We start from the raw sequence: 24,552 nt of genomic DNA on the forward strand, positions 1-24,552 counted from the left end.
CCGGTGGCGGCGCCGCTGCTGGAATGGTTCGACGCCCGGCAGCGGGACGACATCGCCTGGCGCGGAGAGCGGGACCCCTACGCGATTCTCGTGGCCGAAGTCATGGCGCAGCAGACGCGCGTAGAAACCGCGGCGCCGTACCATCGGCGGTTCATGCATCGCTTTCCCGACGTGCGGACCCTCGCGGAAGCGGAGGAGGACGAGGTCCTCGGCCTCTGGGAGGGATTGGGGTACTACGCGCGGGCCCGCAACCTGCGGCGTGCGGCGCGGCGCGTGGTCTCGGAATTCGGCGGTCGGATCCCGAGGGCGGTGGCGGAGCTGCGGACGCTCCCGGGGGTGGGCCCGTATACGGCGGGCGCCGTCGCCAGTGTGGCGTTCGGGCTGCCGGAACCCGCCGTCGACGGCAACGCCCGCCGCGTTCTGTCGCGTCTGGGCGATCTCGAGACGGCCTCTCCGTCCGAACTCGATCGCGCCGCGCGCACCCTCCTCCGCGAGGCCTCGGAGCGGCCGGGCGATCTGAACCAGGCGCTGATGGATCTCGGGAGCGCGGTCTGTACGCCGCGCCGCCCGGAGTGCGGCGTGTGTCCGCTATCGACGCGATGTCTGGCCCTGCGGCGGGGCACGATCGGCCAGCGTCCCCCGAGGAAGAGGCGCGCTCGATCTCCGGAGCGGGTCGAGGCGGCGGCCGTGGTCCTTCGCGGCGGACGGGTGCTCGTGCTGCGGCGGCCGTCGGAGGGGCTCCTCGGTGGCCTGTGGGATTTCCCCTCCGTCGGGCTGCCCTCGCCGACCCCGGCGGCGGCGCTCACGAGCGCTCTCCGGGAGGATTTCGGCCTCGACTGTCGCGTGGCCGGAGAGATTCGCGTGCTGCGGCATACGTTCAGCCACTTCCGTTTGCGGCTCGCGGTGCACTGGGCCCGGTGGCGGTCCGGCGAGGTCTCGACCCGGCGTCAGCACCGCTGGGTCGGCCCCGGGGAATTCGGCGATCTCGCTTTCCCCGCCTATCTCCGGCGGCTGATCGATGAGGATGTCTCCCCGAAAGATGTCTCCCCGAGAAACGCGAGGTAGGCGCGGATCGTAAGGTCGGCCGCCGCGTGGTGGGAGGCGGGAAGGTCCCCGTAGACGGCGGCCCGGATGCGGGTCGGGGTTCGGGCGCCGGCCTCCAGCGCCCGCCGGACGGCCGCCACGCGACGGAGCCGGTGCGCGCGGCATTCTTCGAGCCGTGCGAGCGCTTCCTCGACCGGTGGACCGTGTCCGGGGAACAGGCGCCCGGGACGGAGGGCCGCGAGACTCGCGAGACTCGCGAGATAGGCCCCCACGGAACCGTCCGGGTGGGCAATCATGGTGCTCCCCTCTCCGAGCACGAGATCCCCCGTGAAGAGGGCGCGCGTGGGTTCGAGCAGGTAGCAGAAGTGGTCCGCGGAATGTCCGGGCGTCGGGACCGCCCGCAGACGGAGTCCCTCCCCCGTCTCCATGGCCTCGTCATCTGCGAGCGCGCGGCCCGCCAACTCCAGGCGGTCGAGGGTGGCGGCGGCGGCGCGGAGTTCTCCCCAGCGGGCGGCCGCGGCGGCGGCGGACGCGGAGTGGTCCGCGTGCGCGTGGGTCAGACAGACCGCCGCCACCGGTCTTCCGGCGATCACCTCGTCGACACGGCCGAGGTGCGCTTCGTCCGCCGGTCCGGGGTCCAGCACGATCACGGGGCCGGTCCCGATCACGTACGTCTGCGTCCCGGTCAGGGTGAGCGCGCCCGGGTTGTCGGCGCGAACCGCCGTGATGTCCGATCCGTGTCGGACGACGCGGGACGGGCGCACGCTCGGGGTCACCGGGCTTCGTCGTATCCGGGATCTCCGGGCGCGAGCGGCGTCTCACCGATACCACTGGCACCGAGTCTGACCAGCGCGGGTTCCACATGCACATCGCTGAGTGCGGTCATGGCGTCCTCGACCGAGCGGAAGCCGGCGAGGCGCTCGATCGTCCGCGCCGTCGGGAACATCATGGGCAGCGCACCGGAGGAGAAGCGCCGGAGAGCCGAGGCGGGCGTCGTCCAGAGGGCCGCGTCGTGTTCCGGCGTCAGACTCACGCGCCGCGGCCGCTCCTCCAGCGAGAGGAGGAAGAAACGGGTGTCGAACCGCAGCGCCGCACCGCGCGGCGTGATCCAGCGTGCGAAGTACGCGATGCGCGTGGCCGAGAAGTCGAGGTCGAGACGCTCCGCCACGTGCGAGAACGGGATCCGCTCCGTGAGCAACGCTCGACGCGCCTCGGCCACCGCGTCCGGGTCGAGGCCTCGCAGCGGCGCCGGCATGATGCCCGTCTCCTCGAACAGTTCCCGCAGCGCCGCCACGCACGCCGCGGCTTCGCCCACGCCTGGAAGTCGGTCCGCCCACATCGCGCGGGCGTCATCCTCGTCGATCGCACCGCCCGGGAAGGCCCACGCCCCCGCCCCGAACCTGGCGGCGCCGGGCCGCTGAAGGAGGAGGAACTCCAGCCCGGACGGCGCCCGGGTCGCGACGACGACGGTGGCGGCGGGCCGCGGAGTCACAGCGACCGGCCCGGGATTCATGCCGGACTCATGCCGTCCGAAGGGGGCGCTCAAACTCCGCTGGCCACACGGGCGATGACCAGCAGGACCCCCAGCATCAGCAGGGCGACCGGGAGGGCGGCCGCCAGCAGCCAGGCCGCGAAGGCTCTGCCGGTCGTCGTCCGGTGCGCTTCCCGCAGACCGATCACCGTCAGCACGACGCCCCAAACGCCCGCCACCCAGCCGCCGACGAACGGGATGATGGCGAAGACGCCGGGTCCGCACGCATAGCAGATGGTGCGAACCGTGGCGGTGAGGCTTCGACGCCCGGGCACCAGCACCAGCACGAACACATGGAGGAGCAGGCTCGCAATGATGAGGTACAGCACCGCCCAGAAGGGGGTGAGGAAGAAGTCCGCGAGCCTGCCGGTAGAGCCGGCGCCGTCCGCCGCTTCCGGCAGCGCCACGTTCATGATCTCGGCGAGCGTTTCCACGACGCCCGGCTGTCCCGTCGGCAGCAGCGTGCCCCAGGTCAGCGAGAGCGTCGCCGCGAGGACGCTGACGAGGAGATAGTAGAGGATCGGGCGCACGGCGGGACGCTCGAAGGGTCCGTCCGCAAAGAACGCTCCGGGCTCGAACACGCTCCGGCGCCACGTTTCCACCAGGTTGAGCGGGAACGGTACCGCCGGATCCTCCCATGCGGGCAGGTTGATGTCCGTCGCGCGCTCACCGCCGCACGCACGCTCCCCTTTGAACGTGTCCGCAGCCTCTCCACAGAACGGACAGCGGTCGAACGCCGCACTCTCGTGCCCGCACTTCACGCACGTCATCATGCGTTCGCGCCTCAGTCGAGGATGCGCAGCGGCATGACGAGGCAGAGGTAGTCGGGTTCGTCACTCGCGGGGGAGAAGGTCGCCGCTCGTTCCGGCGCCTTGAACGTCATCCGAACATCCTCCTCCGGCATGTGACGCAGCACCTCGAGGAGGTACGTGGCGTTGAACCCGATCTGGATGTCCTCGCCCTCGTAGTCCAGCGACAGGGCGTCCTCCGCCTCCCCGAGATCCGGCGTCTGAACCTTGAAACCGAGGTCGCCGGAACGGAAAGAAAGGCGTACGCGCCTCGTCGAATCGTCCGCCATCACCGCAACGCGCCGCACCGCTGTCTCGAGGGCCGCCCGGTTCACGATCGCAACCTTGTCGTTGTCGCTCGGGATGACCTGCTCGTAGTTCGGATACGGCCCCTCGATCAGCGACGTGAAGACCTCCCGATCCTCGGACCGGAACGCCAGATGGTTCTCCGAACGCGCGATCTGCAGCACCGTGTCGGCCGGATACAGCTTCTGCACCTGGCTCAGCGCTTTCGGCGGGATGATGAGATCCGCCTCGGCCGGCGGCCCGCTGACATCGAGTTCCCGTGACATCTTCGCGAGCCGGTGGCCGTTCGTTGCGACCATGACGGTGGCCGCACCGCGCAACTGCCACAGGATCCCGTTCAGAATCGGTCGGCTGTCCTCCGTGGATACGGCGAAACTCGTCCGCTCGATCAGCGTCTGCAGCTCGCCGGCGGACATCTCCCAGCCGTCGGCGAAGTCGATCTCCGGGAAGTCCGGGAACTCGTCCGGGGCCTGCCCGTAGAGGCGGAACTTGCTCCGGCCGCACTCGATATCCACGCCCGTGGCGACTCCGTCGCGATTCCCGTCCGCGGCCGCGAATTTCACCGGCGCATCGTCGAGCACGCGCGAGATCTCCAGGAGTTGTCTCGCGGGCAGCGCCACGACGCCCGCCTCGGAGATTTCGGCCGGTACGGACAGCGAGACGAAGATGGACATGTCCGTGCCGCTCAGCCGCACGGCGTCGTCCTCCGCATGGATCAGGATGTTCGAGAGAACCGGGAGAGCGGCTCGGGTCGGGACGGCGGCAGCGCTTGCCGCCAGACCCTTCTGGAGTGCCTCTCGGGTGATGGAGAATCTCATTTCAACTCCGGCGGTGTCGGTTCGGGTTTTCCACCCTGGGTTCTACGGTGGCGTATGATATACGTATCAACGAAGTAGTAGTAGGGCCTGTCGAAGTGTCGAAAATTCGGGTTTTCCCGTGTTTCTCGTGGCTTGCGACGCATCCGTCCGCTGTCGACACCTGTCGAGACGCCGACACGGTTTGTCGAAGCTCCGGCGAAACCTCGCCGTCGCCGCGGAGACCGTGCGCTCGATGGTGCGCATGAGGAGCGAGTCTTCGTCCGGTTTTGCACAATAGTGGCACATGTGGGACATGGTAATGGACGGGTGGGGGCCTCAGGTTCGGAATAACTCTTGCTGCAGCTGGCCGACGCGGCCGCGAAGCGTGGGATCGGAAGCCATGTCCGCCTCGACCTTGTTGACGGAGTGGATGACGGTGGAGTGATTCCTGCCACCGAAGAGGTGGCCGATGTCGGAGTAGGGAAGGTCGAGATGTGTCTTGATGAGGTACATCGCGACCTGCCGCGGCACGGTCACGGTCCGGTTCCGCCGTTTTGAAACGAGTGCTTCCACGGAGACGCCCCACGAAGCGGCGATGCGGGCACGGACTTCCTCCGCGGACACTTCGATCACCTGCTCAGCGGCGCCGTTGCCCTCCGGCCCCAGCGCGTCGCGCGCCATGTCGAGCGAAATCTCGCGGCGCGTGAGTGAGCTGAAGGCGAGGAGCTTGATGAGGGCCCCCTCGAGTTGCCGCACGGACGTCCGCCGACTCCGCGCCACATACTCGATGACATCGTCGTCGATCTCGATCCCGTCCTCCCCGGCCTTCTTCCGCAGGATGGCGGAGCGCGTCTCCAGGTCCGGGGGCTGGATGTCGGTGACGAGACCCCACTCGAAACGGGAAACGAGGCGCTCCTGGAGCCCGGGGATGTCCTGCGGGGGCCGGTCGCTCGTGATGACGATCTGTTTCTTGGCGTCGTAGAGCGCGTTGAACGTGTGGAAGAACTCCTCCTGAGTTCCTTCCTTGTTCGCGATGAAGTGGACGTCGTCGATGAGCAGGATGTCGATCCGGCGATAACGCTCGCGGAAAAGAGCGGTCTGCCCGGTCCTGATCGCATCGATCATCTCGTTCGTGAACTGCTCCGAGGGGACGTAGGCGACCCGGCAATCCGGGAGTCGGTCGAGAATCGTGTTGCCGATGGCGTGCATCAGGTGTGTCTTGCCGAGACCCGTGCCGCCCCAGATGAAGAGCGGGTTGTATGTCGTGGCCGGTGCGGCGGCCACGCGGTCCGACGCCGCGGCCGCGAGTTCGTTGCTGCCGCCGATGACGAAACGCGCAAAGGTGTAGCGTTCGTTCAGCGCCGCCGCCGCCGGCAGGCCGCCGCGATTCGGCGTCTGCGAAGCCAGCGCATGACCCGGGTCGCCGGGATAGGGTTCCGTGATTTCGGGGAAGTCGAGACGCTCCTCGGCTCCCTTGTGCTCGAAGCGGAGTCGAAGGCTCGCGCCGAGCTCTCGCTCGGAGATCTCCCGCAGCAGCGGCCCGTACTTATCCTCGACCCATTCGACCGCGAACCTGGTGGGGGCGGAAACGACGAGCGTGTCGTCGGATAGCGAGACAGCCTCGGTCGATCCGAGCCAGGTGCGATAGGTCTGCTCCGGGAGCACGAGCTTCGCCGACGCGCGAATCTTGATCCAGGCCTCGTGTGCAGTCAGCTCCATCCGTGACGCGCTGGCATGAGAAAAAGACGGTGGGATAGGGGTTCTGATCTTAGGCGAATCCGCCGACGAGTGTCAACGAAGGGGAAGGGGCTCGCGCCGCGCCGCGCGGAGGGCCGACGGAAGACGGGCGGAGGCGGGCGCCGGGGCCGGCGTCGACGGGTCGAATTGACAGTATCCCGCGTCACGTCTAGACTCCCGGGCTGGCCTCGAAAACTTGACGAGATGACCGGAAAGCCTCGGGTGATGTGAGATGGGAAAGCCCACATACAGCAAGCCGACCAACAGGAAGCGCGTTCGCGATCATGGATTCCGGGCGCGCATGAAGACGAAGGCGGGCCGCCGCACGCTGTCGCGCCGCAGAAGGAAGGGTCGAACTCGGCTCACCGTCAGTGACGCGTTCCGTCGCAAGCGACGAAGCCGCTAGCGGGCGTCCGCCCGAAGGCTTTCGACGGCCTCGCGCGGCTCGGCTGCGCACAGCACGGGAGATTCGCCGAACCGTCCGTGCGGGCCGATGCAGCCGGGGCCGCATCGTGGACGTGTTCTTCGTTCCGTCTCCCTCCGGTCGCTCCAGAGTCGGGGTTGTGACGCCTCGCCACGGGCGCGACGCGGTCGCGCGAAACCTTGTACGCCGACGTCTGACCGAGATCGTTCGCATTCACATTTTGCCCGCCCTTGAAGCCCGCCGGCTCGACCTCGACCTGGTCGTGAGAGCGAAACCGGCCGCCTATGACGCCTCGTATCAGAGGCTTCAAGTGACGTTGATGGATTCGCTGGAGGCCGTATGCGCAGGATGATCATCGGAGCGATTCGCGGCTACCAGCTGGTTGTTTCTCCCTGGTTGCCGCCCGCTTGCCGATACGAGCCGAGTTGCTCGGAATACGCCTTGACCGCGGTGCGGCGCTTCGGCGCCGCCCGGGGGGCCTGGCTGTGCGTGCGGCGTCTTCTTCGCTGTCACCCCCTCGGATCGTGCGGCTACGATCCGGTTCCCGCCCGGGAGCACTGATGGAACGCAGGCTCCTTCTGGCCATAGCGCTGATGGTCGGCGTGATGATCCTCTCGAACGTGTTCTTCCCGCCGGCCGAAAGGCCGCTGGAACCGGTGTCGCCCGACAGCGTGGAGGCGCCGGAAACCCCGAACGCGGAGGACGAGGTGAGCCGTCTTTCCGCCGAGGAAAGGGCGGCTCGGGAGGTGACGGCGGCTCTGGCCGAGGCGGAGGAGACACCCGCGGTGGCGGGGGAGGCGGAGGAAACCGCTCCCGCAGCCGCGGAAGGCTCGATCGTCACGGTTCGGTCGGAGCTGTACGAGTACCGGTTCGACACGCGGGGCGCGCGACTCGTGGGCGCGACGATGCTCGCGCACGAGAACTTCGCCGAGGGTGGACACGGCGGCCCCAACGTCGAGTTGGTGCGGCCCGACGATTCGATCCTCGCGTACGCGTTGACACTGCGTGGCGACACCGTCTCCCTCGCCGCGATTGCGTTCACTGCGTCGACGGACAGGCTCGAGGTGAGGGATGGGCCCGCGGAACTGCGCTTCGAGACCGTCATCGGCGAGGTCACCTTCGATGTCTCGTATCGCTTCCAACCGGACGATTACCGGATCGACGTGAGCGGCGGGCTGCGTGGGCTGGGGGATGTGGGGCACGTCGTTCTCGTAGGGCTCGGTCGCGGGATCGAGCGAAACGAGGCGGTGCCCCGCGAGGACAGGGCTGCGATGTCGCTCGTCACCCGGAGTCGCTCCGGACAGATCGCGGCCGAGCGATTGGACCGCGTGGACGCCGGCGAGAGGCGGCCGGCCTCCGGCGCTCCTTTCAGTTGGGCCGCGTCGAAATCGAAATACTGGCTCGCCGCCGTCGTGGCGCCCCCGGAGGGCCCGGGCATCGGGGGGGTGATGCTGCGGGGCGTGCCCGAGGAAGACGCAGCGGAAATGCAGGCGGCGCTGCCGGTACCCGCGGGCAGTTCCGGCTTCGAGTACGCGGCGTACGTCGGGCCACAGGATTTCGCGCGGCTACAGGCCATGGGGCAGGAACTCCACAACGTGAACCCCGTCGGCTGGCGCTGGCTCCGGTGGTTCACCCGGCCGTTCGGGAACCTGATCGTCGCGATCCTGATCTGGATGCACGAGTCGTTCTCGCTGGCGTACGGCTGGGTTCTGATCCTGTTCGGCGTGGGGTCGCGGATCATCCTGTCGCCGCTGTTCCACATCTCGGGCCGCGCGCAGATGAAGCAGATGGCGCTGCAGCCGGAGATCAAGAAGCTGCAGGAACGCTACAAGGGCGACGCGCAGCGACTGCAGCAGGAGCAGATGAAGTTGTTCCGCGAACACGGGGTCAACCCGCTGGGCGGCTGTCTGCCCATGCTCCTGCCCTTCCCGATCCTGATCACGCTGTTCTTCGTGTTCCAGAACACGATCGAGTTCCGGGGCGTCCCCTTCCTGTGGCTTACGGACCTGTCGCTGAGAGATCCGCTCTTCATCGTCCCGGTCCTGATGGGCGGCTCCATGCTCGGGTTGAACTGGATCACCCAGCGGGGCATGCAGACGAACGCGCAGATGAAGATGATGTCCTACGCGCTGCCGGTCGTCTTCACGTTCTTTTTCGCGAACTTCGCGGCCGGGTTGAACCTCTACTACACCGCCTCCAACATCATGTCGCTGCCGCAGCAGATGTACCTCTCCCGGGCACGAAGGAAAGCACAGCCGCCGTCCGCCCGAAAGAAGGAATAGCGCCGGGGCACGCCGGAGGGGGTCGGCGCCGCCTCGTCAGCGCCTCGTCAGCGCACGTGGGAGACGGAGAGCCCGATCAGGCGCTCGGACTGCCGAAGGAACTGCTCCGCGCGGGAAGGACCGAAGCCCAGGAGCAGTCCGACCCGCGTCCCCCGACCCAGCCCGGCCCCGAGTTCCGCCGCAATGGCGGGCTCCCAATCCAGCTCCGCCCAGCCGAAGTAGTCGACCGAAGCGTGGAAGCGCGCCCGCGCACCCGGCGCCGACTCCCAGGCGGCGCCCGCGCGCAGCGACAGGGGCTCGAAGTCCGGCGTGGCGCGCAGCAGCACCCCCGGGCCTCCGTAGACGGTGAGGCCCGATACCGGAGATCCCTGGAGCAAGAGTTCCAGGCCCTCCCGGCTCGTGCTGATGGGACGGGCGCCGGTGTCGAGGAGGAATTCGTCTCCGAGATGCGAACTCAGGTGATAGAGTTCCGCACGAGCCGCAACCTCCCCGAAACGCGCGCGGAGGAGAGCCCCGATCCGGTAGTGCACTTCGATGAGGGCCTGATCCGGACCTCCGAGGTCGAAGCGGGAGAACACCCCTCCGTGAATCGCTCCCGCGTACTCCACGTCCCCGTCCGGGTCGCGCCGGATCCAGAATCCGAGGCGGTCGCCGACGTCGGCGAGAGCGATGCCGTCGCGGAGCGAGTCACGCGTCGCGCTCAGCAGCGCGAGACGATGCACGGGCTCGAGGGGGGAGCCCGCAGGCGTGCGGAACGGATGGCCGCTCGCGTCCCGGATGCCGCTTGCCGCACCGCGGTTCGCCTGCGCGGCAAGGGGGCGCACCACGGCGACGGGCACGGCCAGCAGCAACAAGCCGACCGCGAGACCGCGCTGGAGCTTCAAGCGGCGCGCTGACACCTCGGGCAGAGCACGGTCTTTCGGCCAGTCACGCGGACGGACGTCAACTCATGTCGGCACCGCGGGCAGGCGCCCCCCGACGAGCGTGAGTTGATCAGCCACCCGGGGTCGGAATGGGCCGCACTCCAGTGCAGTGTGGCCCGCCTCAGGACCCGCCTCAGGTAGCGGTGAAGCCGATCGAGGTGCGCAGGCTCCAGTTGGCCGACCCGACGGTCGGGGCGGACGCCGGCCTGGAAGCAGATTTCGTCCGCGTAGTCGTTGCCGATCCCCGCAATCGCTTTCTGGTTCAGGAGAAAGCCTTTGACGCTGGATCGGGCATTCCCCTCCGCAAGCGCCTCGAAGCGCGCAAGCGTCAGATCGTCGCTCAGCGGGTCGACCCCCAGGCTCTGGAGCGCCCCCTTCTCGTTGAATTCGCTTCCCGCTACGGCCTGGACCGTCCCCTGCGAGCCGGACGACGAGAAGCGGAGTTCTCTGCCGGCCGCAAACTGGAAGCGGATCCGCGTCCGGTCGGTGGGAGGCGCCGTCTGGGATTCGAGGCGCAAGAGACCGTCATCCCCCATGTCGAACATGAGGCTGTAGTCGGAACGGAAGCGGAGGACGACGTAGCGACCGTGGCGTTCAACAGAGTCTACGGCGTGGTTCTCAAGGTGATTCTCGACGATATCGCGCTCGATTGAGGCGACAGCCGGATCGTCGATCCGGATTATGGAGATCGTTTTGCCGGTCGTGTAACCGGCAATGCGCTCGATCATTCTCTCAACATCGGGAAGTTCTATCATTGCATCACGGCTCCGGTGGGCAAGACTGAGTGCAGGTAGCCGTACCCCCGTACGGAAGAAAAGTGCCCCGTGCTTCACGGGAGGCCGAGCAACGAGTATTGCCACCGGGTCTCAACGCCGTGTCAACACTGCCGCGCAACTCCGGGCGCCCGGGGTGCCGTTAATAGGTATAACCGTATGTGAGGCAAGGGGTTATGGTATTTCCGCCGTGCGATTAGCCGACGCGTTGAAACCAGGCGGATATTCTCTCCTGAACCGACGCGGCGGCCCGTGCGGGATCTGCGGCGTTTCGGATGGGTCGGCCCATGACGATGTAGTCGGCCCCGGCCTCGAACGCGGTCTCCACATCCACGGTCCGTTTCTGGTCATCGGCGCCGGCCGCCGTCGCCGCGCGGATGCCCGGGACGACGATGCGAAACGGATGGGACACCGCGGAGCGAATTCGCGCCGCTTCATGACCGGAACTGATGACACCGGCGCAGCCGATACTCTCCGCCCGACGGGCGCGCGAGAGGACGACGGCCCCAATGTCGGCTTCAAAGCCCAGGTCGTCCATGTCCGCCCGGTCGAGACTCGTGAGAACGGTCACCGCCAGGATTCCGAGGTCGCCCTCGGCAGCGTCGCAGGCCGCACGCAGGATCGCATCGTTGCCGTGCACGGTGACGAAATCCACGTCCCGGGTTCGGAGCTGTCGGACAGCGGAGCGGACGGTCTGGGGAACGTCGAAGAGTTTGAGGTCGGCAAACACTTTCTTGTCCCTGGAGCGAAGCCAGTCGGCCAGTTCGAAGTACCCGCCGGAGAGGAAGAGTTCCAGGCCGATCTTGTAGAAGGAAACGGTGTCGGCGAGCGAATCGACGATCTCACGCGCCTCCGAGGCAGTTGGAACATCGAGCGCGAGGATCAACCGGTCGGTTACGGGGACTGTTGTGGAGATATCGGCCTCCCGAAGCAGGGTGCGGCATTGGAGCCAATTTGGGGCGAGTGGAGGACGAAGCTCTTTTCCGGCGTGCATGCCTGCAAGGGGGCCGACGCCGATGTCGAGTAATGGTTTCACGTGAAACGTTGCGTTTCCCGCGCCCGGAGCGGATTGGCTCATCGCCACGTTCATCGCATGTTTCACGTGAAACATGTCCCGCGAACCCGATCCAGGTCGCCCGGGTCACGAGAGCGCCGTATATTGGATTTCTCACGGGAAATGACGTTCCGTAGCGCGATGAACCTACTCTCCGCGCTCGATCGTCATGACACTAATTCGTTACGAAGTATACGCTTACAAGTGCATGTCGGTTCACATCGCCACGTGCGGCGATCAGCAGGGGGCGGATTGATTTGGGTCGGGTGATCGCGATTGCAAATCAGAAGGGTGGGGTCGGCAAGACCACCACGGCGATCAACCTCGGCGCCTCGCTGGCGATCGCGGAGCGCAGCACGCTCGTCATCGATTGCGATCCGCAGGGGAACGCGACGTCCGGGTTCGGACTGCGCAAGGATGGAGATGTCCCCAGCGTGTACGACTGTCTCGTAAACGGACAGCCGCTTCAGGCTGCGGTGCGGCCGGAAGTCCACTTCCCGTGCCTGTCCGTGGTGTCCGCGAGCCGGGACCTGACCGGCGCCGAAGTGGAGCTGATCGACCGGTCGGATCGCCAGCGAATCCTCGGCCGGAAGATCGAAGCGCTGAAGGATGACTTCGAATACATCCTGATCGACTCACCGCCATCCCTCGGACTCCTCACGCTGAACGCGCTGGCCGCTGCGGACGCCGTGCTCATCCCGATTCAGTGCGAGTTCTACGCGCTGGAAGGGCTCAGCCAGCTCCTGAACACCGTGCGGCTGGTGCAACGCAGCATCAACCCGGAACTCGAGATCGAGGGGGTGCTGCTGACGATGTACGATTCGCGCCTCAACCTCGCCAAACAGGTCGCCGCCGAGGCGCGTGAGTACTTCGGGGGCAAGGTCTTCGACACCATGATCCCGAGGAACATTCGGCTCGCCGAGGCCCCGAGTTTCGGAGAGCCGATCGCCCTGTACGACGTCCTGTCGAGTGGGGCCCGGGGATACCTGAGTCTGGCCCGGGAACTGATCGATCGGCACAGGAGTTCGTAGGTTGGCCAGGAACGAACGCCGGCTGGGCAAGGGGCTTGCGGCCCTGTTGAGCGAAAACCTCGGAGCGGAGCGCGTCGCGGGGGAAGCGGAAATTCCCGTGGAGGCCATCCGGGCGAATCCGTTCCAGCCTCGCGGCGACTTCGATCCGGCCCGCCTCGCGGAACTCGCGGACTCCATCCGCGAAAACGGCTTGCTGCAGCCGGTCGTCGTCAGGCCAGTGGGGGAAGCGTTCGAGATCGTCGTGGGCGAGCGACGATTCCGGGCAGTTCAGAGTCTCGGATGGACCTCGGTTCCGGCCCTGGTGCGGACGCTGGACGATGAGCAAATGCTTGTGGTCGCTCTCGTTGAAAATCTGCAACGTCATGACCTGTCAGCACTTGAAGAAGCTCGCGGGTATCGTCGACTGATGGAGGACTTCGGTCTGACGCAGGAGGAAGTGGGGCGGCACGTGGGGCGGGACAGGTCGACCGTGGCAAACGCTCTTCGACTGCTCGCCCTGCCGGAGGCGGTGCTGGGTTTGCTCGCGAATGGGCAACTGTCCGCGGGTCACGGCCGCGCCCTCCTGACGTTGTCCACGCCGGAAGAGCAAACCCGGGTCGCACTGACGGCGGTGGAGCAGGGGTGGTCGGTACGGGAGACGGAACGTCGTGCGCGCCGGGGCCGCACGGCGCGACGGGGGCGGGGGAAGACCAGGAAGAAGGGGCCGGCAGGGTCGGGCGATCCCTTTGTGAGACGGGCCGAACTGGGGCTGGAGCGGGGCTTCGGCACCCAGGTGCGGATCCGGACGCGATCGGATGGGGCCGGCGAAGTCGTCGTGCGCTTCCACGATACGGATGATTTTCTGCGGCTCGTCGCCTTGATGGGTGGGGACGAACTCGCGGCGGAGCTTCGTGAATGACCATCCTCCGGCGATGGACGCTGCAGTTGGTCCGGCGGGATGGCCGGCGGGTGCGGTCTCTGTCGCTCAGCCGCGCGCGGCTGCTTCTCTCGGTGGCGGGCACGATCATCGGCTTGGCAGGCCTGGGGTTTCTGGGAGGTTTCCTTACGGCTTCGCGGGCCGAGTCCAGGCGCGTCCTCGAACTGGAGGCGGAAGTCGCGACGCTCGAGGGCGAGCGCGAAAGGACAAACCGGTTGGCGGGCCGCTTGAACGAACTCGAGGAAGACTTCGGTCTCCTGCAGGATGCGGTAACCTCGGGACGCCCCGCCGAATCTCCTCCGGTGAACGTCGTCCTCGGGGGAGGCGTCGAGATCAGGTCACGGACCTCGGCCGAGGCGGCGACCCCCGCCTGGCCCCTTACGCAGCGCGGATTCATCACCCGGCACTTCGGCTCACGGCCTGCCGATTCACGCGAAGGCCACACGGGGTTGGACATTGCGGTATCGACGGGGTCGTACGTGCGGGCGATTCAGGCGGGACGCGTCGAGGCGGCGGGCGAAGACCCGATCTACGGAAAATTCCTGCGGATTGCGCACGCCGACGGGCTAACGTCATTGTATGGCCACAACGCCTGGCTGTTCGCCGCGGCCGGGGATGCAGTGGAGCGGCTCGAGGTTATCGCCCTCACGGGGAACACGGGAAGATCCTCGGCTCCCCATCTGCACTTGGAACTGGCTCGCAACGGCGTACTATTGGACCCACTCTCGCTGGTGGCGGACCACAGCGGTCGCGATAGCACCGGGGCCCCGGCGGAGAGGCAACCGGAGTAAGGATTAGAGCAAATGGCTAGAGATTCTCGACATGGCGGGCACACCCGTAAGTTGAGCGACGTCGTTTCGGTCGTCGCGCCCGGAATGACGATCCTCGGGGACGTAAAGTGCGACGGTACCGTCCGGGTCGAAGGCAAGATCGAAGGTTCGATCAAGGCAACGAAGTCCGTTGTCGTCGGCAAGGGCGGACGTATTACCGGGGATATCGAGACGCAGGACGTCGTGGTAGCCGGCACCGTGGTGGGCACCGTGGTGGGAGCCAGCCGCGTGGAATTGCAGGAAACCTGCAAGATCGAGGGCGACATCCGGAGCCGCCGAGTGAAGCTCGAAGAGGGAGGCCAGATTGAGGGTCGTCTCCACATGACGGCCAAGGCAGCGGACAAGAAGCCGACTGCCGCTCCATCGATCCAGCCGAAGAAGCCTCAACACGCGGCCGGGCGCAGCTGAAGCGAGGCTTCCACCCGGCCTCCCGATTGCAGGGGTCGCGCCGAACCGGGGCGGGCGATCCGCTTGACGGAATTCCGTAACCGCGGATGAGCGACACCCTCCTCTTCGCCTTCGCGCTCCTGCCCCTGACACTCGGCGCGGACTGGCTCGTTCGCGGCGCCTCCGGCCTGGCGCAGAGATTCGGCGTCAGCCCGCTCGTCGTGGGCCTGACCGTGGTCGCTTTCGGCACCTCGGCACCGGAGTTGGTCGTCAGCGCAATTGCATCGCTGGAGGGTCAACCGGACGTTGCCGTCGGCAACATAATGGGCTCCACGGCGGCGAACGTAGGCTTGATCGTGGGCGTCGGCGCGCTGATTCGGCCGATCGAAGTCCACCGTCGCGTCATCGTGCGCGAGACGCCGCTCGTTATCATCGTTCTCTCTCTCGTGATGGTGCTGTCCCTCAACGATGCTGTCGGGCGTCTGGACGGATTCATACTCGTATCCGGATGGGCGCTCTACCTGTTCTTCCTCCTGAGGTGGGAACGAGTGGGCCTGTTCCGGAGGGCAGGTCGCGCGCAGGATCCGGACGATCCGGACGCGCCTCCGCCGGGTGGCGGCACCGATCCCGAAGCGACCGCCGCGGCGGCGCCGGGAGTCTGGTGGTCGCTCGTACGGATCGGCCTCGGCCTTCCGTGCCTCACCTACGGGGCGACCTGGCTGCTGGAGGGCGCGGAGGGGATCGCCCGTTCGCTGGCCGTGCCGGAGGCGGTGATCGCCGCCACCATGATCGCGGTCGGCACTTCTCTTCCGGAATTGGCTTCCACGCTGGTCGCCGCCTTCCGGCGAATGGGAGACATCGCGATCGGAAACGTGATCGGCTCGAACGTGTTCAATCTCGGCCTCGTGCTCGGGACCTCCGCGCTCGTCCGCCCGCTCGTACTCCATCCAAGCATCGTGGTCGGCTACGTGCTTCCGGCCCTCGCCTTCTCCGTTATCCTCATCCCCCTCGCGCTGCACCGGGGGACGGTGCAGAGGTGGGAGGGCGGGCTGCTCCTGCTCCTGTATCTCGCCTACATCGTGCTCGTCTGGTTGTTCAACTGACCTGAAACGTCCCCCCAAGTCCGCTTTCGGCATCGGGTTGCCAAGCGACACCGTAAAGGGCTAGGGTTTGTCGTATGGTCGTCTCGGTAAAGATGAGCAGCAAGAACCAGATCGTGGTTCCGAAAGCCGCCAGAGAGGCGCTGGACCTGGCGCCCGGCGACCGGCTCGCGGTGTCCGTGGACGGTGACACCGTAAGAATGGAAAAGCTGCCGCCGGCCCGGGAGGACCGCCTGCGGGGCATGCTTCGGGATGTGGTGGACGCCGGAGACCTCTGGCCGGAACTCGAGGAGGCCTGAATGGCGGACGCCGCGAACCACACCGGCCTCGAGGAACGCCTGACCCGGGCCGGGCTCGTTCACGTCGACGCTCGCGTGTTTGCACTTCACTTGATCGGCAGGGGTCCGACGAGACAGACGAGACAAACGGATCTCGCCTTCTCGGGCATTGCGAGCGGCAGCATCAGGGCCCAGACGTCGAGCCTGACGCTGTATCAGATCCTCGTGGAAGTGTATCGGCAGGGGAAGCCGTCATCGGCTCGCGACGTGGCGCGGAACGTGCGACTCTACCCTCGGTTGGACATCGTGGAGGCCAGCGCCGAGATCGCCGTTCAGGCCGCCGAAGTACGCGCGCGGCTTGGCGGTCGGCCGGAACGAGCCCTGCAGATTGCAACGGCGCTCGTGGCGGGCGCCGAGGTGTACCTCACATCAGGTTCGGGACTCCGCCGGATTGCCGGGATGCACGTATTGAACGTTGAAGATTTCGGCTAGCGCGACACTAGCGTCTCCGCACGAGTCTCACGAGCGCCTTCAGCGGGTCGTAGAAGCGGTCGACCACGCGCTCCTTGAGGGGAATGATCGCGTTGTCGGTGATCGTGATGTGCTCGGGGCACACTTCCGTGCAGCACTTCGTGATGTTGCAGTAGCCGATTCCCGCCGCGTCCCGGAGGAACTCGCTACGGTCCTCCACGTCGATCGGATTGAGGCTGTACCCGGCCGTCCTCACAAGGTAGGTGGGGCCGATGAACTCCTCGTGCTTGTTATGTGACCGAAGGACGTGGCAGACGTCCTGGCAGAGGAAACACTCGATGCACTTCCGCATCTCCTGGGCCCGGTCGATCTCGAACTGCTGCATGCGCCAGCCGTCGTCCGCATCGCGCGGGCGCGGCTTGAAACGCGGGATGGAGGCGTTGTTTCGGTACGCCTGAGAGACGTCGGTGACGAGGTCCTTGATGACGGGAAAGGCCTTCATCGGCGTGACCGTGATCGGTTCTTCGTCCTCATAGTCCGAGAGCCGCGTCATGCAGGTCAGGCGGGGCCGCCCGTTGACCTCGCAACTGCAGGATCCGCACTTGCCGGCCTTGCAGTTCCAGCGCACCGCGAGATCCGGCGCGTGCTCCGCCTGGATGCGGTGGATCGCGTCGAGCACGACCATGCCCTGATCGATCTCGACCGTATAGGATTCGAGCTGCCCGTCGTCGTCGGACCCGCGGTAAACCTGGAAAGTTCGTTCCGCCACCTCGCTACACCCCTTCCTCGATGAGCTGCGTCAGATCGGCCGGCGGTTCCGATACCGGTTCCGTGTCCGTCACCATACGACCGTCGGACGCCTGGATGACGACATTGACCCGCCCGAGCGAGGCGTCCGAGTCCGGATAATCGATCCGGGTGTGCGCGCCGCGGCTCTCCCGGCGCTCGAGCGCGGAGAGGACGACCGCCTCGGCCACGGTGAGCATGGCGTGGAGATCGACCCAGGTGTGCCAACCGGGGTTGAAGGCTCGTCCGCCGTGGACCGAACAGGTGTCGAGCGCCCCGCGCAGTCGGCGGACATCCCCGAGGGCCTCGCGGAGTGCCCCCTCCGTGCGGGCGATTCCGACCTTGTCCTGCATGATCTGCTGCAGCTCTTCCTGCACGCCGAACGGATTGCGGCCGTCCTCGCGCGCGAACGGCGCCGTGGCGGCTTCGGCGGCGGTGGACAGCTCCGCGGCCGGGATGTCGGCAAGTTCCACTCCCATCGCCTCCTCCGCCGCCGCCGCGCCCGCGCGCTGCCCGAACACGATGAGGTCCGACAGCGAATTCCCGCCCAGCCGATTTCCCCCATGGAGGCCCGCGGCGACTTCGCCCGCAGCGTACAGGCCGGGAACGCGTGTCGTGGCGGTCTCCGGGTGGACCTTCACGCCGCCCATCGCGTAGTGGGTCGTCGGCCCCACCTCCATCGCGTCGGTCGTGATGTCGACGCCCGCGAGCTCCCTGAACTGGTGATACATGCTCGGGAGCTTGGCCTTGATGTACTCGGGGCTCCGCTTCTCCGAGATATTCAGGAAAACGCCGCCGTGCGGGCTCCCGCGCCCGGCCTCGACCTCCGCGACGATCGCCTTTGCCACGACATCCCGGGTGAGCAGTTCGGGCGGGCGGCGGTTGGCCACGCGGTCGCCTGCCACCCACCGGTCGGCCTCTTCCTGGCTCTCCGCGTAGTCCCCTTCGAACATCTCCGGGACATACCGGAACATGAAGCGGTCGCCGTCCCGGTTCGTGAGCACGCCGCCCTCGCCGCGGACCCCCTCGGTCACGAGAGTGCCGCGCACGCTGGGCGGCCACACCATGCCCGTGGGGTGAAACTGGACGAACTCCATCCCCAGGAGTTCGGCCCCCGCGTCGTAGGCGAGCGCCACCCCGTCGCCGGTGCACTCCCAGGAATTGGAGGTCACCTTCCAGGCCTTCCCCAGTCCCCCGGTGGCGAGAATGACGGTCCGGGCCCGGAAGAGCACGAACTCCCCCGTCGGACGCCAGTACGCGAGCGCGCCCGCCACGCGGCCATCCACTACGATGAGCCGGAAGACCGTGCACTCCATGAAGACGTCGGCGCCTTCGTGCACGGCGTGGTCCTGGAGCGTCCGGATCATTTCCAACCCGGTCCGGTCGCCGACATGCGCCAGCCGTCCGTAGGTGTGGCCTCCGAACGGGCGCTGATTCATGCGTCCGTCTTCCGCCCGGTCGAAGAGGGCGCCCCAGGCCTCGAGCTCTCGCACGCGGTCCGGCGCCTCCCTGGCGTGCGCCCGGGCCATGCGCCAATCGCACAGGCCCTTTCCGCCCCGCATCGTATCGCGGAAGTGTACCTGCCAGTTGTCTTCCGGGCGGTTGTTGCCGAGCGCGGCCGCCATGCCGCCCTCGGCCATGACCGTGTGCGCCTTGCCGAGCAGCGACTTGCCGACGAGTCCCACCGATGCGCCGGCCTCGATGGCCGCGATCGCGGCGCGAAGCCCGGCCCCCCCGGCTCCGATCACGAGGACGTCATGCTCGTGGCGTTCTGAAATCTCCATGCAGAGTCCGCTGTGCCTCAGTTGTGCGTCAGTTAGTCAGAAGAGCCGGGGGTCCTCGAACACGCCCATGGCGACCAGCCGGATGTACAGGTCCGTAACGCAGACGAAGACGAGGCTCAACCAGGCCCAACCCATGTGACGCCTGTTGAACCAGCTCACGCCCTTCCACGCCTTGTATCGAGCCTTGCCGCCGAGCGTGCACGAGTAGCAGTCGACGTTGCCGCCGATCAGATGACGGAGCGAATGGCAGCCGAACCAGTACCCCGACAGCAGGACGAGGTTGACGAGAAGGACGACCGACCCGAGCCCGATGCCGAAGCCGTCCTCGAAGAAGAAGCCGTGCACCGTGTCGTACGTCAGGAAGAGCCAGATGATGATCGAGGCGTACAGGAAGTACCGGTGCAGGTTCTGGAGAACCCACGGAAGCCGGTTCTCGCCCACATACCTGTCGCCGCGGAACTCGCCCACGGCGCAGGCCGGCGGATCGAGGAAGTAGGCGCGGTAGTACGCCTTCCGGTAGTAGTAGCAGGTCCCCCGGAACCCGAGGATCACGCCCATCATCAGTATGGCCGGAGAGAACGGCCACCACTCGATGCCCAGCAGGCGGATCTGCTCCGGACAGCTGGCGGCGATGCACGGCGAGTAGAGGGGGGACAGGTACGGGTCGGCGAAATAGTTGCCGCCCTGCAGGACCGACCAGGTGGCATAGCCTCCGAAGAGGCCGAGCCCCAGCGCTACGCTCAGGGGCGGTACCCACCAGCGATCCCTGCGGAGGGTCTTGCCGAACCCGCGATCTCGAACCGCGACCGAGCTTTCCATCGTCTATCGTCGACTCTTCGTGGGGTGGGGCCGGACCTTGGAGGACGCGGCCAGCCTACCGGGCCGTCAGGATGACTGTCAAGCGGAGTCGTCCGGGAAACCCTCGAGGTATTCCTGGACCCGGTTGAGGAAAAACGCCGCCATGGCGCCGTCCACCACGCGATGGTCGTAGGAAAGACCGAAGTAGGCCCGGTTGCGGATCGCGATCACGTCGTTGCCCAGTTGGTCCTGAACGACGACCGGCCGTTTCTCGATCACCCCGGTGCCGAGGATGGCCACCTGAGGCTGGTTGATGATCGGGGTCCCGAACAGGTTTCCGAAGACGCCCACGTTCGTGATCGTGAACGTCCCGCCCTGGATGTCGTCGAAATCCAGAGCCTTGCCGCGGGCCTTCTCGGCGAGCTCGTTGGAGCGCTGCGCGAGTCCCAGCAGGCTGAGCTGGTCCGCGTCCTTGAGCACGGGCACGATGAGCTCGCGGCCGTCGTTGATCGCCACCGCGATCCCGAGATTGATGTTGCCGTGATACACGATTCGCGATCCGTCGACGGACGAGTTGAGGATCGGATACTCGCCCAGGGCCTCGATCACGGCGCGATAGATGAAGGGGCCGTAGGTGAGCTTCACGCCCTGATCGGCGAAGCGCGACTTGAGTGAACGCCGGAGTTTGACGATCCGCTCGAAGTCCACCTCGGTCACCGACGTCACATGCGCGGAGACGCGCTTGGACATGAGCATGTGTTCCATCGTCCGCAGGCGGACTCTGCTCATCTCCTCGACCCGGTCGCGCTCCCGAATCGGCACGGAACCGAGCCGGACATCGAGCGTGGCCCCGTGGATCGGGATCCGAAGCGTGCCGGGCGTCGCCGTCGCGGGCGCCGTCGTCTCGGGCAGCGCCGGCTCCGACGCCTTCACATCGGGGGCCGGGGCCGGGGCCGGCGGCGGGACCGCGGCGGGCGCCGCGGTGGGAGCGGGCGCCGCGGCGGGAACGGTGGAAACGGGCGCCACGTCCGTCCCGCCGGCGGAGATGAACGCCAGAATGTCATCCCGGGTCACACGACCGGAGGTACCCGTTCCGGGCACCTGGTGGATGTCGACCCCGTGCTCCGCGGCGATCTTCCGCACCAGCGGCGTCGATCGTGTCCGCAGCCGCTCATCCCGGCTGGCCGGTGGCGCCTCCGCCGTCGACTCCGGGGATACGGGCGTGGCGCGCGCTGGCGCAACTGCGGGGATTGCCGCCGCCGCGGTCGAGGTCACGGGGTCCGCCGCCCTCGCCTCCGCCGGCGGGTCGGCCGCGGGCGCCGACGGTGCGGCGGATGTCGCGACTGTGGCGTCGGTCTCGATGCGGGCCACCACGGTGTTGATCTCCACCGTCTCCCCGCTCTGCACCAGAACCTCGGCCAGCACCCCTCCCGCCGGAGACGGAATGTCCGCGTCCACCTTGTCAGTGGATATCTCGAACAGGTCCTCGTCCCGCTCGACGGCATCCCCGACATTCTTGAGCCAGCGCGTCAACGTCCCCTCCGCGATGGACTCCCCCATCTGCGGCATGATGACATCCACTTTGGACATGGTGTTCTTCCCCGGCTTGAAGCCGCGTGGGTTGTTCAGTAACTGAGTTGCAGGCGCGCCGCCGAGACGACGTCCGCGACCTGGGGTAGATGAGCCTCCTCCAGCTCCGCCGCATAGGGCACCGGCGTGTCGAGCGCGGCGACGCGCCGGATCGGAGCGTCGAGCCACTCGAACGCACGCTCGCTGACCAACGCGGCCACCTCGCCGCCGAACCCGCCGAACCGCGGCGCTTCGTGCAGGAGGAGAACTCTCCCCGTTTTCTTCACGCTCTCGAGGATCGCCGCGCTATCAAGCGGTTGCAGCGTCCTCAAGTCGATGATCTCGATCTCCGCGCCATCCTCCGCGGCCAACTGCTCCGCGGCCTCCTGCGCCGTGTGGACCATGGCGCCATACGTGACCAGCGTCAGGTCCGTTCCTCCGCGGTGCGTTCGCGCCTTCCCCAGCGGAGTCAGGAAATCCTCGCCTTCCTCCAGCTCTTCACGGAGTCTTCGATACAGGTACTTGTGCTCGAAGAAGAGGACCGGATCCGGGTCCCGAATCGCGGCCTTGAGCAGTCCTTTCGCATCCCGCACGGTGGCCGGGGCCACCAGCTTGAGACCCGGCACGTTGGCGAAGTACGACTCGACATTCTGGGAGTGAAACGGCCCTGCGCGTACGCCCGCGCCGCAGGGTCCCCGAATCACCAGCCCGGCCCCCACCCCCGTCCGGTACCGGACCTTGGCGGCGAAGTTGACGATCACGTTGAACGCCGGCGCGATGAAGTCGATGAACTGCATCTCGCACACCGGCTTGAGGCCCATCTGCGCGGCCCCGATCGCCGCGCCCACGATCGCCGCCTCGCTGATCGGCGTGTCGATGACGCGATCCTCACCGAATTCCGCGAGCAGGCCCTCCGTAATCTTGAAGGCGCCGCCGTAGGCGCCAATGTCCTCGCCCATGACAAAGACATCGTCGTCCGCCCGCATCTCCTCACGGATCGCCTGTCGGATCGCCTCGAGATAGGTAGCCACGGCGCAAAGAATAACCGCGCGCCGTCCGCATCAGCAACGCCTCGCGTTGCGCCCCTTTACCCGTGCGTAAAGGGCACATCCGTCACATGCAGCGCGACTCCCGGATGGTCTACCGGCTCGAGTACGGCGCCGAGGGCGATCTCCCGCCGAACGTAGCCCAGGCCGATGGGGCCGAATCGTGGAGAATGAACCGCGGACGTGACGACCCCGACGGGCCTGGCGCCATCGGAGGGCGCGTGAAGGTCGGCCCCCACGAGGTCGCGTGCCTGACGGAGGGCGTCCGGGGCCCAGCGGAGCCCCCTCAGATGACGGTTCACATGGCCGCGGTAGTGGATGCGGGCGACGACCTCCTGCCCCGTGAAGCACCCCTTGGAAAAGCTGATCGCCCGGCCATCCTGGCCCGCCTCCTGCGCCAGTCGCTCCGCGCCCAGCTCGGACCCGAAGACCGGCAATCCTCGCTCCAGGCGCAGGATTTCCCAGTCTCCGCGGCCGGCGGCGGCTCCCCCGACCCGCGCAACGGCGTCGTCCAGTTGTCTCAAGAGCGGTTTGGCGTCGCGTGCGTCGCCAGCGTGATCGACATACAGGTCGAACCCGGCTCCCTCGATTTCCTCCCGGCGAGCCGCGAGGGCTGCCTTGCCCCCGACATGCACGGTGGTCGCTTCGAGAGGGGCCAATTCGCCGGCGGGGCGCAGGAACGAGACTCCCGCAGCCGCTCCCCAGCGTTCGAGCGCTTCGGTCGCCCGCGGTCCGATGAGCGTATGCACGGCAACGCTCGTCACGCCGTGCCTGGCAAGCATCGGAGGCACGTATTTCCGAAGGTGATCCTCCAGAGCCGGCAAGGCATCGCCCGGCGTATCCAGCCACAGCGTTTCCGTTCCCGAGTCTCCGGCGTCGCGCTCGAAGCCCGCCGCGGGGAGAATCCGGAGATCGACGACGACGCGGCCGCGGCGATCCAGGAGGAAGGAATAGACGCCCCGGCCCGACGGGACATCCTTCACATCGTTCGAGGCGAGGCCGTTCACGACTCGCAGCGCCCCCGCACCCGAGACCGCGACGACACCGCGCCGAGAGCTCGAGAACAGTCCCACGCGTTCGACCGCGGCACGATACCCTTCCGACCCGGAGCCCCCCGGCATCACGTCGACGCGGCCCGCCGGGTCAGGCGATGCGGCAAAAAAAGCTCCCGGGCCGAAACCCGGGAGCCTGACTCCAACCTGGCCATGAAGTGCAACTCAGGACATCGCCGATCTAATTCGAGCCTGATCCGGCCCACTCGACCACGAACGTCGCACGTCGGTTCTCGATCCCGCTCTGGCGATCATCGACCCCGGTGTCCTCGTTTACGAGGCGCGTTTCACCCATGGCCGCAATGCCGATGTTATCGGCGTTCATCCCCGCGGTCTGCACGAGATAGTCCCTCACGCTCTCGGCGCGCTCCCGAGACAGGCTCAGGTTGTACGCTGCGGATCCGGCCCGGTCGGCAGAGCCTTCCACGGTGACTCGGGCCTGGGGGAAGGACCCCTGGATCGCCGCCGCGAACGCGTCCAGAATCGGGCGGTCGACCGCGCGCACCTCGGAACTGTTGAAGTCGAAATGCACCGGCAGGGAAACGGCGAGTCCCGCCCCGTGCATGTCGTCGTCACTGACGTGTCCTCCGAACTCCTGCTGCAGACGATCAAGCTGATTCCGCAGCTCCTCTATGTCGCCCTGAAGCGCCTCCACCGCAGCCGTATTGGCGGCGATGCGGGTCTCATGATCGGCCAGTTGCCCGTTCACGGGCTCCATGACGCGATCGAGTTCCCATTGGCGTACGAGCTGCATGCAACCCGCAGACAGGAAGGCTAGAGTCACCACAACCATCGGCACCCACACCCTGTTCTGGCGCATCCTGAACTACTCCTTCTTTTCTCGA

General features: G+C 67.0%; 27 protein-coding genes. 12 read left to right on the forward strand and 15 right to left on the reverse strand.

From position 1 onward, the window contains the following. Window positions 1-3 precede the first annotated feature (3 nt). Window positions 4-1,065 (forward strand): A/G-specific adenine glycosylase, encoded by a 1,062-nt coding sequence (locus ACOGXI_RS11960; protein WP_419939074.1) that lies wholly within the window; start codon window positions 4-6, stop codon window positions 1,063-1,065. Here the strand turns inward: ACOGXI_RS11960 and ACOGXI_RS11965 are convergent. From ACOGXI_RS11965 to dnaA, 5 genes are all read right to left on the reverse strand, one after another. Continuing rightward, window positions 999-1,820 (reverse strand): MBL fold metallo-hydrolase, encoded by an 822-nt coding sequence (locus tag ACOGXI_RS11965; RefSeq protein ID WP_419939075.1) that lies wholly within the window; start codon window positions 1,818-1,820, stop codon window positions 999-1,001. The two genes, ACOGXI_RS11960 and ACOGXI_RS11965, sit on opposite strands and share 67 nt — an antisense overlap. Beyond that, complete coding sequence (locus ACOGXI_RS11970) at window positions 1,817-2,557, reverse strand: NUDIX hydrolase (protein ID WP_419939076.1); 741 nt, start codon at window positions 2,555-2,557, stop codon at window positions 1,817-1,819. Before ACOGXI_RS11970 ends, ACOGXI_RS11965 begins: the two co-directional genes overlap by 4 nt. Before the next feature lie 29 nt (window positions 2,558-2,586). Then, window positions 2,587-3,348: a YIP1 family protein gene (locus ACOGXI_RS11975; protein ID WP_419939077.1), complete on the reverse strand. Its 762-nt coding sequence runs from the start codon at window positions 3,346-3,348 to the stop codon at window positions 2,587-2,589. 11 nt (window positions 3,349-3,359) lie between these two features. Then, on the reverse strand, window positions 3,360-4,487 hold the full coding sequence (gene dnaN, locus ACOGXI_RS11980; RefSeq protein WP_419939078.1) for a DNA polymerase III subunit beta: 1,128 nt from the start codon (window positions 4,485-4,487) through the stop codon (window positions 3,360-3,362). Between the two features lie 315 nt (window positions 4,488-4,802). Continuing rightward, window positions 4,803-6,185 (reverse strand): chromosomal replication initiator protein DnaA, encoded by a 1,383-nt coding sequence (gene dnaA, locus ACOGXI_RS11985; protein ID WP_419939079.1) that lies wholly within the window; start codon window positions 6,183-6,185, stop codon window positions 4,803-4,805. Between the two features lie 250 nt (window positions 6,186-6,435). Between dnaA and rpmH the strand changes: the two genes are divergently transcribed. From rpmH to yidC, 4 genes are read left to right on the forward strand one after another with little or no spacing between them, the layout of a single operon-like run. After that, window positions 6,436-6,609 carry a 50S ribosomal protein L34 gene (rpmH, locus tag ACOGXI_RS11990; RefSeq protein WP_419939080.1) on the forward strand — a complete coding sequence of 58 codons (174 nt, stop codon included), beginning with the start codon at window positions 6,436-6,438 and terminating at the stop codon, window positions 6,607-6,609. Then, window positions 6,575-6,979 (forward strand): ribonuclease P protein component, encoded by a 405-nt coding sequence (locus tag ACOGXI_RS11995; protein ID WP_419939081.1) that lies wholly within the window; start codon window positions 6,575-6,577, stop codon window positions 6,977-6,979. Before rpmH ends, ACOGXI_RS11995 begins: the two co-directional genes overlap by 35 nt. Next, window positions 6,976-7,188, forward strand: a complete 213-nt coding sequence (gene yidD, locus ACOGXI_RS12000) for a membrane protein insertion efficiency factor YidD (RefSeq protein WP_419940194.1) — start codon at window positions 6,976-6,978, stop codon at window positions 7,186-7,188. The genes ACOGXI_RS11995 and yidD overlap by 4 nt, the downstream gene beginning before the upstream one ends. Then, window positions 7,188-8,909, forward strand: a complete 1,722-nt coding sequence (gene yidC, locus ACOGXI_RS12005; RefSeq protein ID WP_419939082.1) for a membrane protein insertase YidC — start codon at window positions 7,188-7,190, stop codon at window positions 8,907-8,909. The genes yidD and yidC overlap by 1 nt, the downstream gene beginning before the upstream one ends. A 47-nt stretch (window positions 8,910-8,956) precedes the next feature. Here yidC and ACOGXI_RS12010 read toward each other — a convergent pair whose 3' ends face one another. From ACOGXI_RS12010 to pyrF, 3 genes are all read right to left on the reverse strand, one after another. Continuing rightward, window positions 8,957-9,793 carry a DUF1207 domain-containing protein gene (locus ACOGXI_RS12010; protein ID WP_419939083.1) on the reverse strand — a complete coding sequence of 279 codons (837 nt, stop codon included), beginning with the start codon at window positions 9,791-9,793 and terminating at the stop codon, window positions 8,957-8,959. Continuing rightward, entirely contained in the window at window positions 9,790-10,587 is a 798-nt protein-coding gene (locus ACOGXI_RS12015; RefSeq protein ID WP_419939084.1) for an Fpg/Nei family DNA glycosylase, read from the reverse strand. The genes ACOGXI_RS12010 and ACOGXI_RS12015 overlap by 4 nt, the downstream gene beginning before the upstream one ends. A 214-nt stretch (window positions 10,588-10,801) precedes the next feature. Then, window positions 10,802-11,491, reverse strand: coding sequence for an orotidine-5'-phosphate decarboxylase (gene pyrF / locus ACOGXI_RS12020; protein WP_419939085.1), 690 nt, complete (start codon window positions 11,489-11,491; stop codon window positions 10,802-10,804). A gap of 434 nt (window positions 11,492-11,925) precedes the next feature. On the opposite strand from pyrF, the gene ACOGXI_RS12025 reads away from it, so the two are divergent. From ACOGXI_RS12025 to ACOGXI_RS12055, 7 genes are all read left to right on the forward strand, one after another. Beyond that, the gene (locus ACOGXI_RS12025) at window positions 11,926-12,690 is read left to right on the forward strand and encodes a ParA family protein (protein ID WP_419939086.1); all 765 of its coding nucleotides are present in this window, start codon (window positions 11,926-11,928) and stop codon (window positions 12,688-12,690) included. A 1-nt stretch (window position 12,691) separates the two neighbouring features. Beyond that, window positions 12,692-13,588, forward strand: a complete 897-nt coding sequence (locus ACOGXI_RS12030) for a ParB/RepB/Spo0J family partition protein (protein ID WP_419939087.1) — start codon at window positions 12,692-12,694, stop codon at window positions 13,586-13,588. Beyond that, window positions 13,585-14,397: a M23 family metallopeptidase gene (locus ACOGXI_RS12035; protein ID WP_419939088.1), complete on the forward strand. Its 813-nt coding sequence runs from the start codon at window positions 13,585-13,587 to the stop codon at window positions 14,395-14,397. Before ACOGXI_RS12030 ends, ACOGXI_RS12035 begins: the two co-directional genes overlap by 4 nt. Window positions 14,398-14,448: 51 nt before the next feature. Continuing rightward, window positions 14,449-14,844, forward strand: coding sequence for a bactofilin family protein (locus ACOGXI_RS12040; protein WP_419939089.1), 396 nt, complete (start codon window positions 14,449-14,451; stop codon window positions 14,842-14,844). An 86-nt stretch (window positions 14,845-14,930) separates the two neighbouring features. Then, window positions 14,931-15,926 carry a calcium/sodium antiporter gene (locus tag ACOGXI_RS12045; protein ID WP_419939090.1) on the forward strand — a complete coding sequence of 332 codons (996 nt, stop codon included), beginning with the start codon at window positions 14,931-14,933 and terminating at the stop codon, window positions 15,924-15,926. 92 nt (window positions 15,927-16,018) lie between these two features. Then, the gene (locus ACOGXI_RS12050) at window positions 16,019-16,222 is read left to right on the forward strand and encodes an AbrB/MazE/SpoVT family DNA-binding domain-containing protein (protein ID WP_419939091.1); all 204 of its coding nucleotides are present in this window, start codon (window positions 16,019-16,021) and stop codon (window positions 16,220-16,222) included. Further along, entirely contained in the window at window positions 16,223-16,693 is a 471-nt protein-coding gene (locus ACOGXI_RS12055; protein WP_419939092.1) for a type II toxin-antitoxin system VapC family toxin, read from the forward strand. A gap of 7 nt (window positions 16,694-16,700) precedes the next feature. On the opposite strand, the gene ACOGXI_RS12060 is transcribed toward ACOGXI_RS12055, so the two are convergent. From ACOGXI_RS12060 to ACOGXI_RS12090, 7 genes are all read right to left on the reverse strand, one after another. After that, entirely contained in the window at window positions 16,701-17,441 is a 741-nt protein-coding gene (locus tag ACOGXI_RS12060; RefSeq protein ID WP_419939093.1) for a succinate dehydrogenase/fumarate reductase iron-sulfur subunit, read from the reverse strand. A 4-nt stretch (window positions 17,442-17,445) separates the two neighbouring features. Then, complete coding sequence (locus tag ACOGXI_RS12065) at window positions 17,446-19,242, reverse strand: fumarate reductase/succinate dehydrogenase flavoprotein subunit (protein ID WP_419939094.1); 1,797 nt, start codon at window positions 19,240-19,242, stop codon at window positions 17,446-17,448. Between the two features lie 36 nt (window positions 19,243-19,278). Beyond that, window positions 19,279-20,061, reverse strand: a complete 783-nt coding sequence (locus tag ACOGXI_RS12070; protein ID WP_419939095.1) for a succinate dehydrogenase — start codon at window positions 20,059-20,061, stop codon at window positions 19,279-19,281. A gap of 78 nt (window positions 20,062-20,139) precedes the next feature. Continuing rightward, window positions 20,140-21,630, reverse strand: coding sequence for a dihydrolipoamide acetyltransferase family protein (locus tag ACOGXI_RS12075; protein WP_419939096.1), 1,491 nt, complete (start codon window positions 21,628-21,630; stop codon window positions 20,140-20,142). Between the two features lie 35 nt (window positions 21,631-21,665). Continuing rightward, window positions 21,666-22,640 (reverse strand): alpha-ketoacid dehydrogenase subunit beta, encoded by a 975-nt coding sequence (locus tag ACOGXI_RS12080; protein ID WP_419939097.1) that lies wholly within the window; start codon window positions 22,638-22,640, stop codon window positions 21,666-21,668. Between the two features lie 56 nt (window positions 22,641-22,696). Continuing rightward, on the reverse strand, window positions 22,697-23,776 hold the full coding sequence (locus ACOGXI_RS12085; RefSeq protein ID WP_419940195.1) for a YgfZ/GcvT domain-containing protein: 1,080 nt from the start codon (window positions 23,774-23,776) through the stop codon (window positions 22,697-22,699). Window positions 23,777-23,888: 112 nt separating this feature from the next. Beyond that, entirely contained in the window at window positions 23,889-24,527 is a 639-nt protein-coding gene (locus ACOGXI_RS12090) for an OmpA family protein (protein WP_419939098.1), read from the reverse strand. Between the last annotated feature and the right edge of the window lie 25 nt (window positions 24,528-24,552).

Origin of the sequence: Candidatus Palauibacter sp. (assembly GCF_965208055.1) — a bacterium.
In the GTDB taxonomy this organism is placed as follows: Bacteria; Gemmatimonadota; Gemmatimonadetes; order Palauibacterales; family Palauibacteraceae; genus Palauibacter.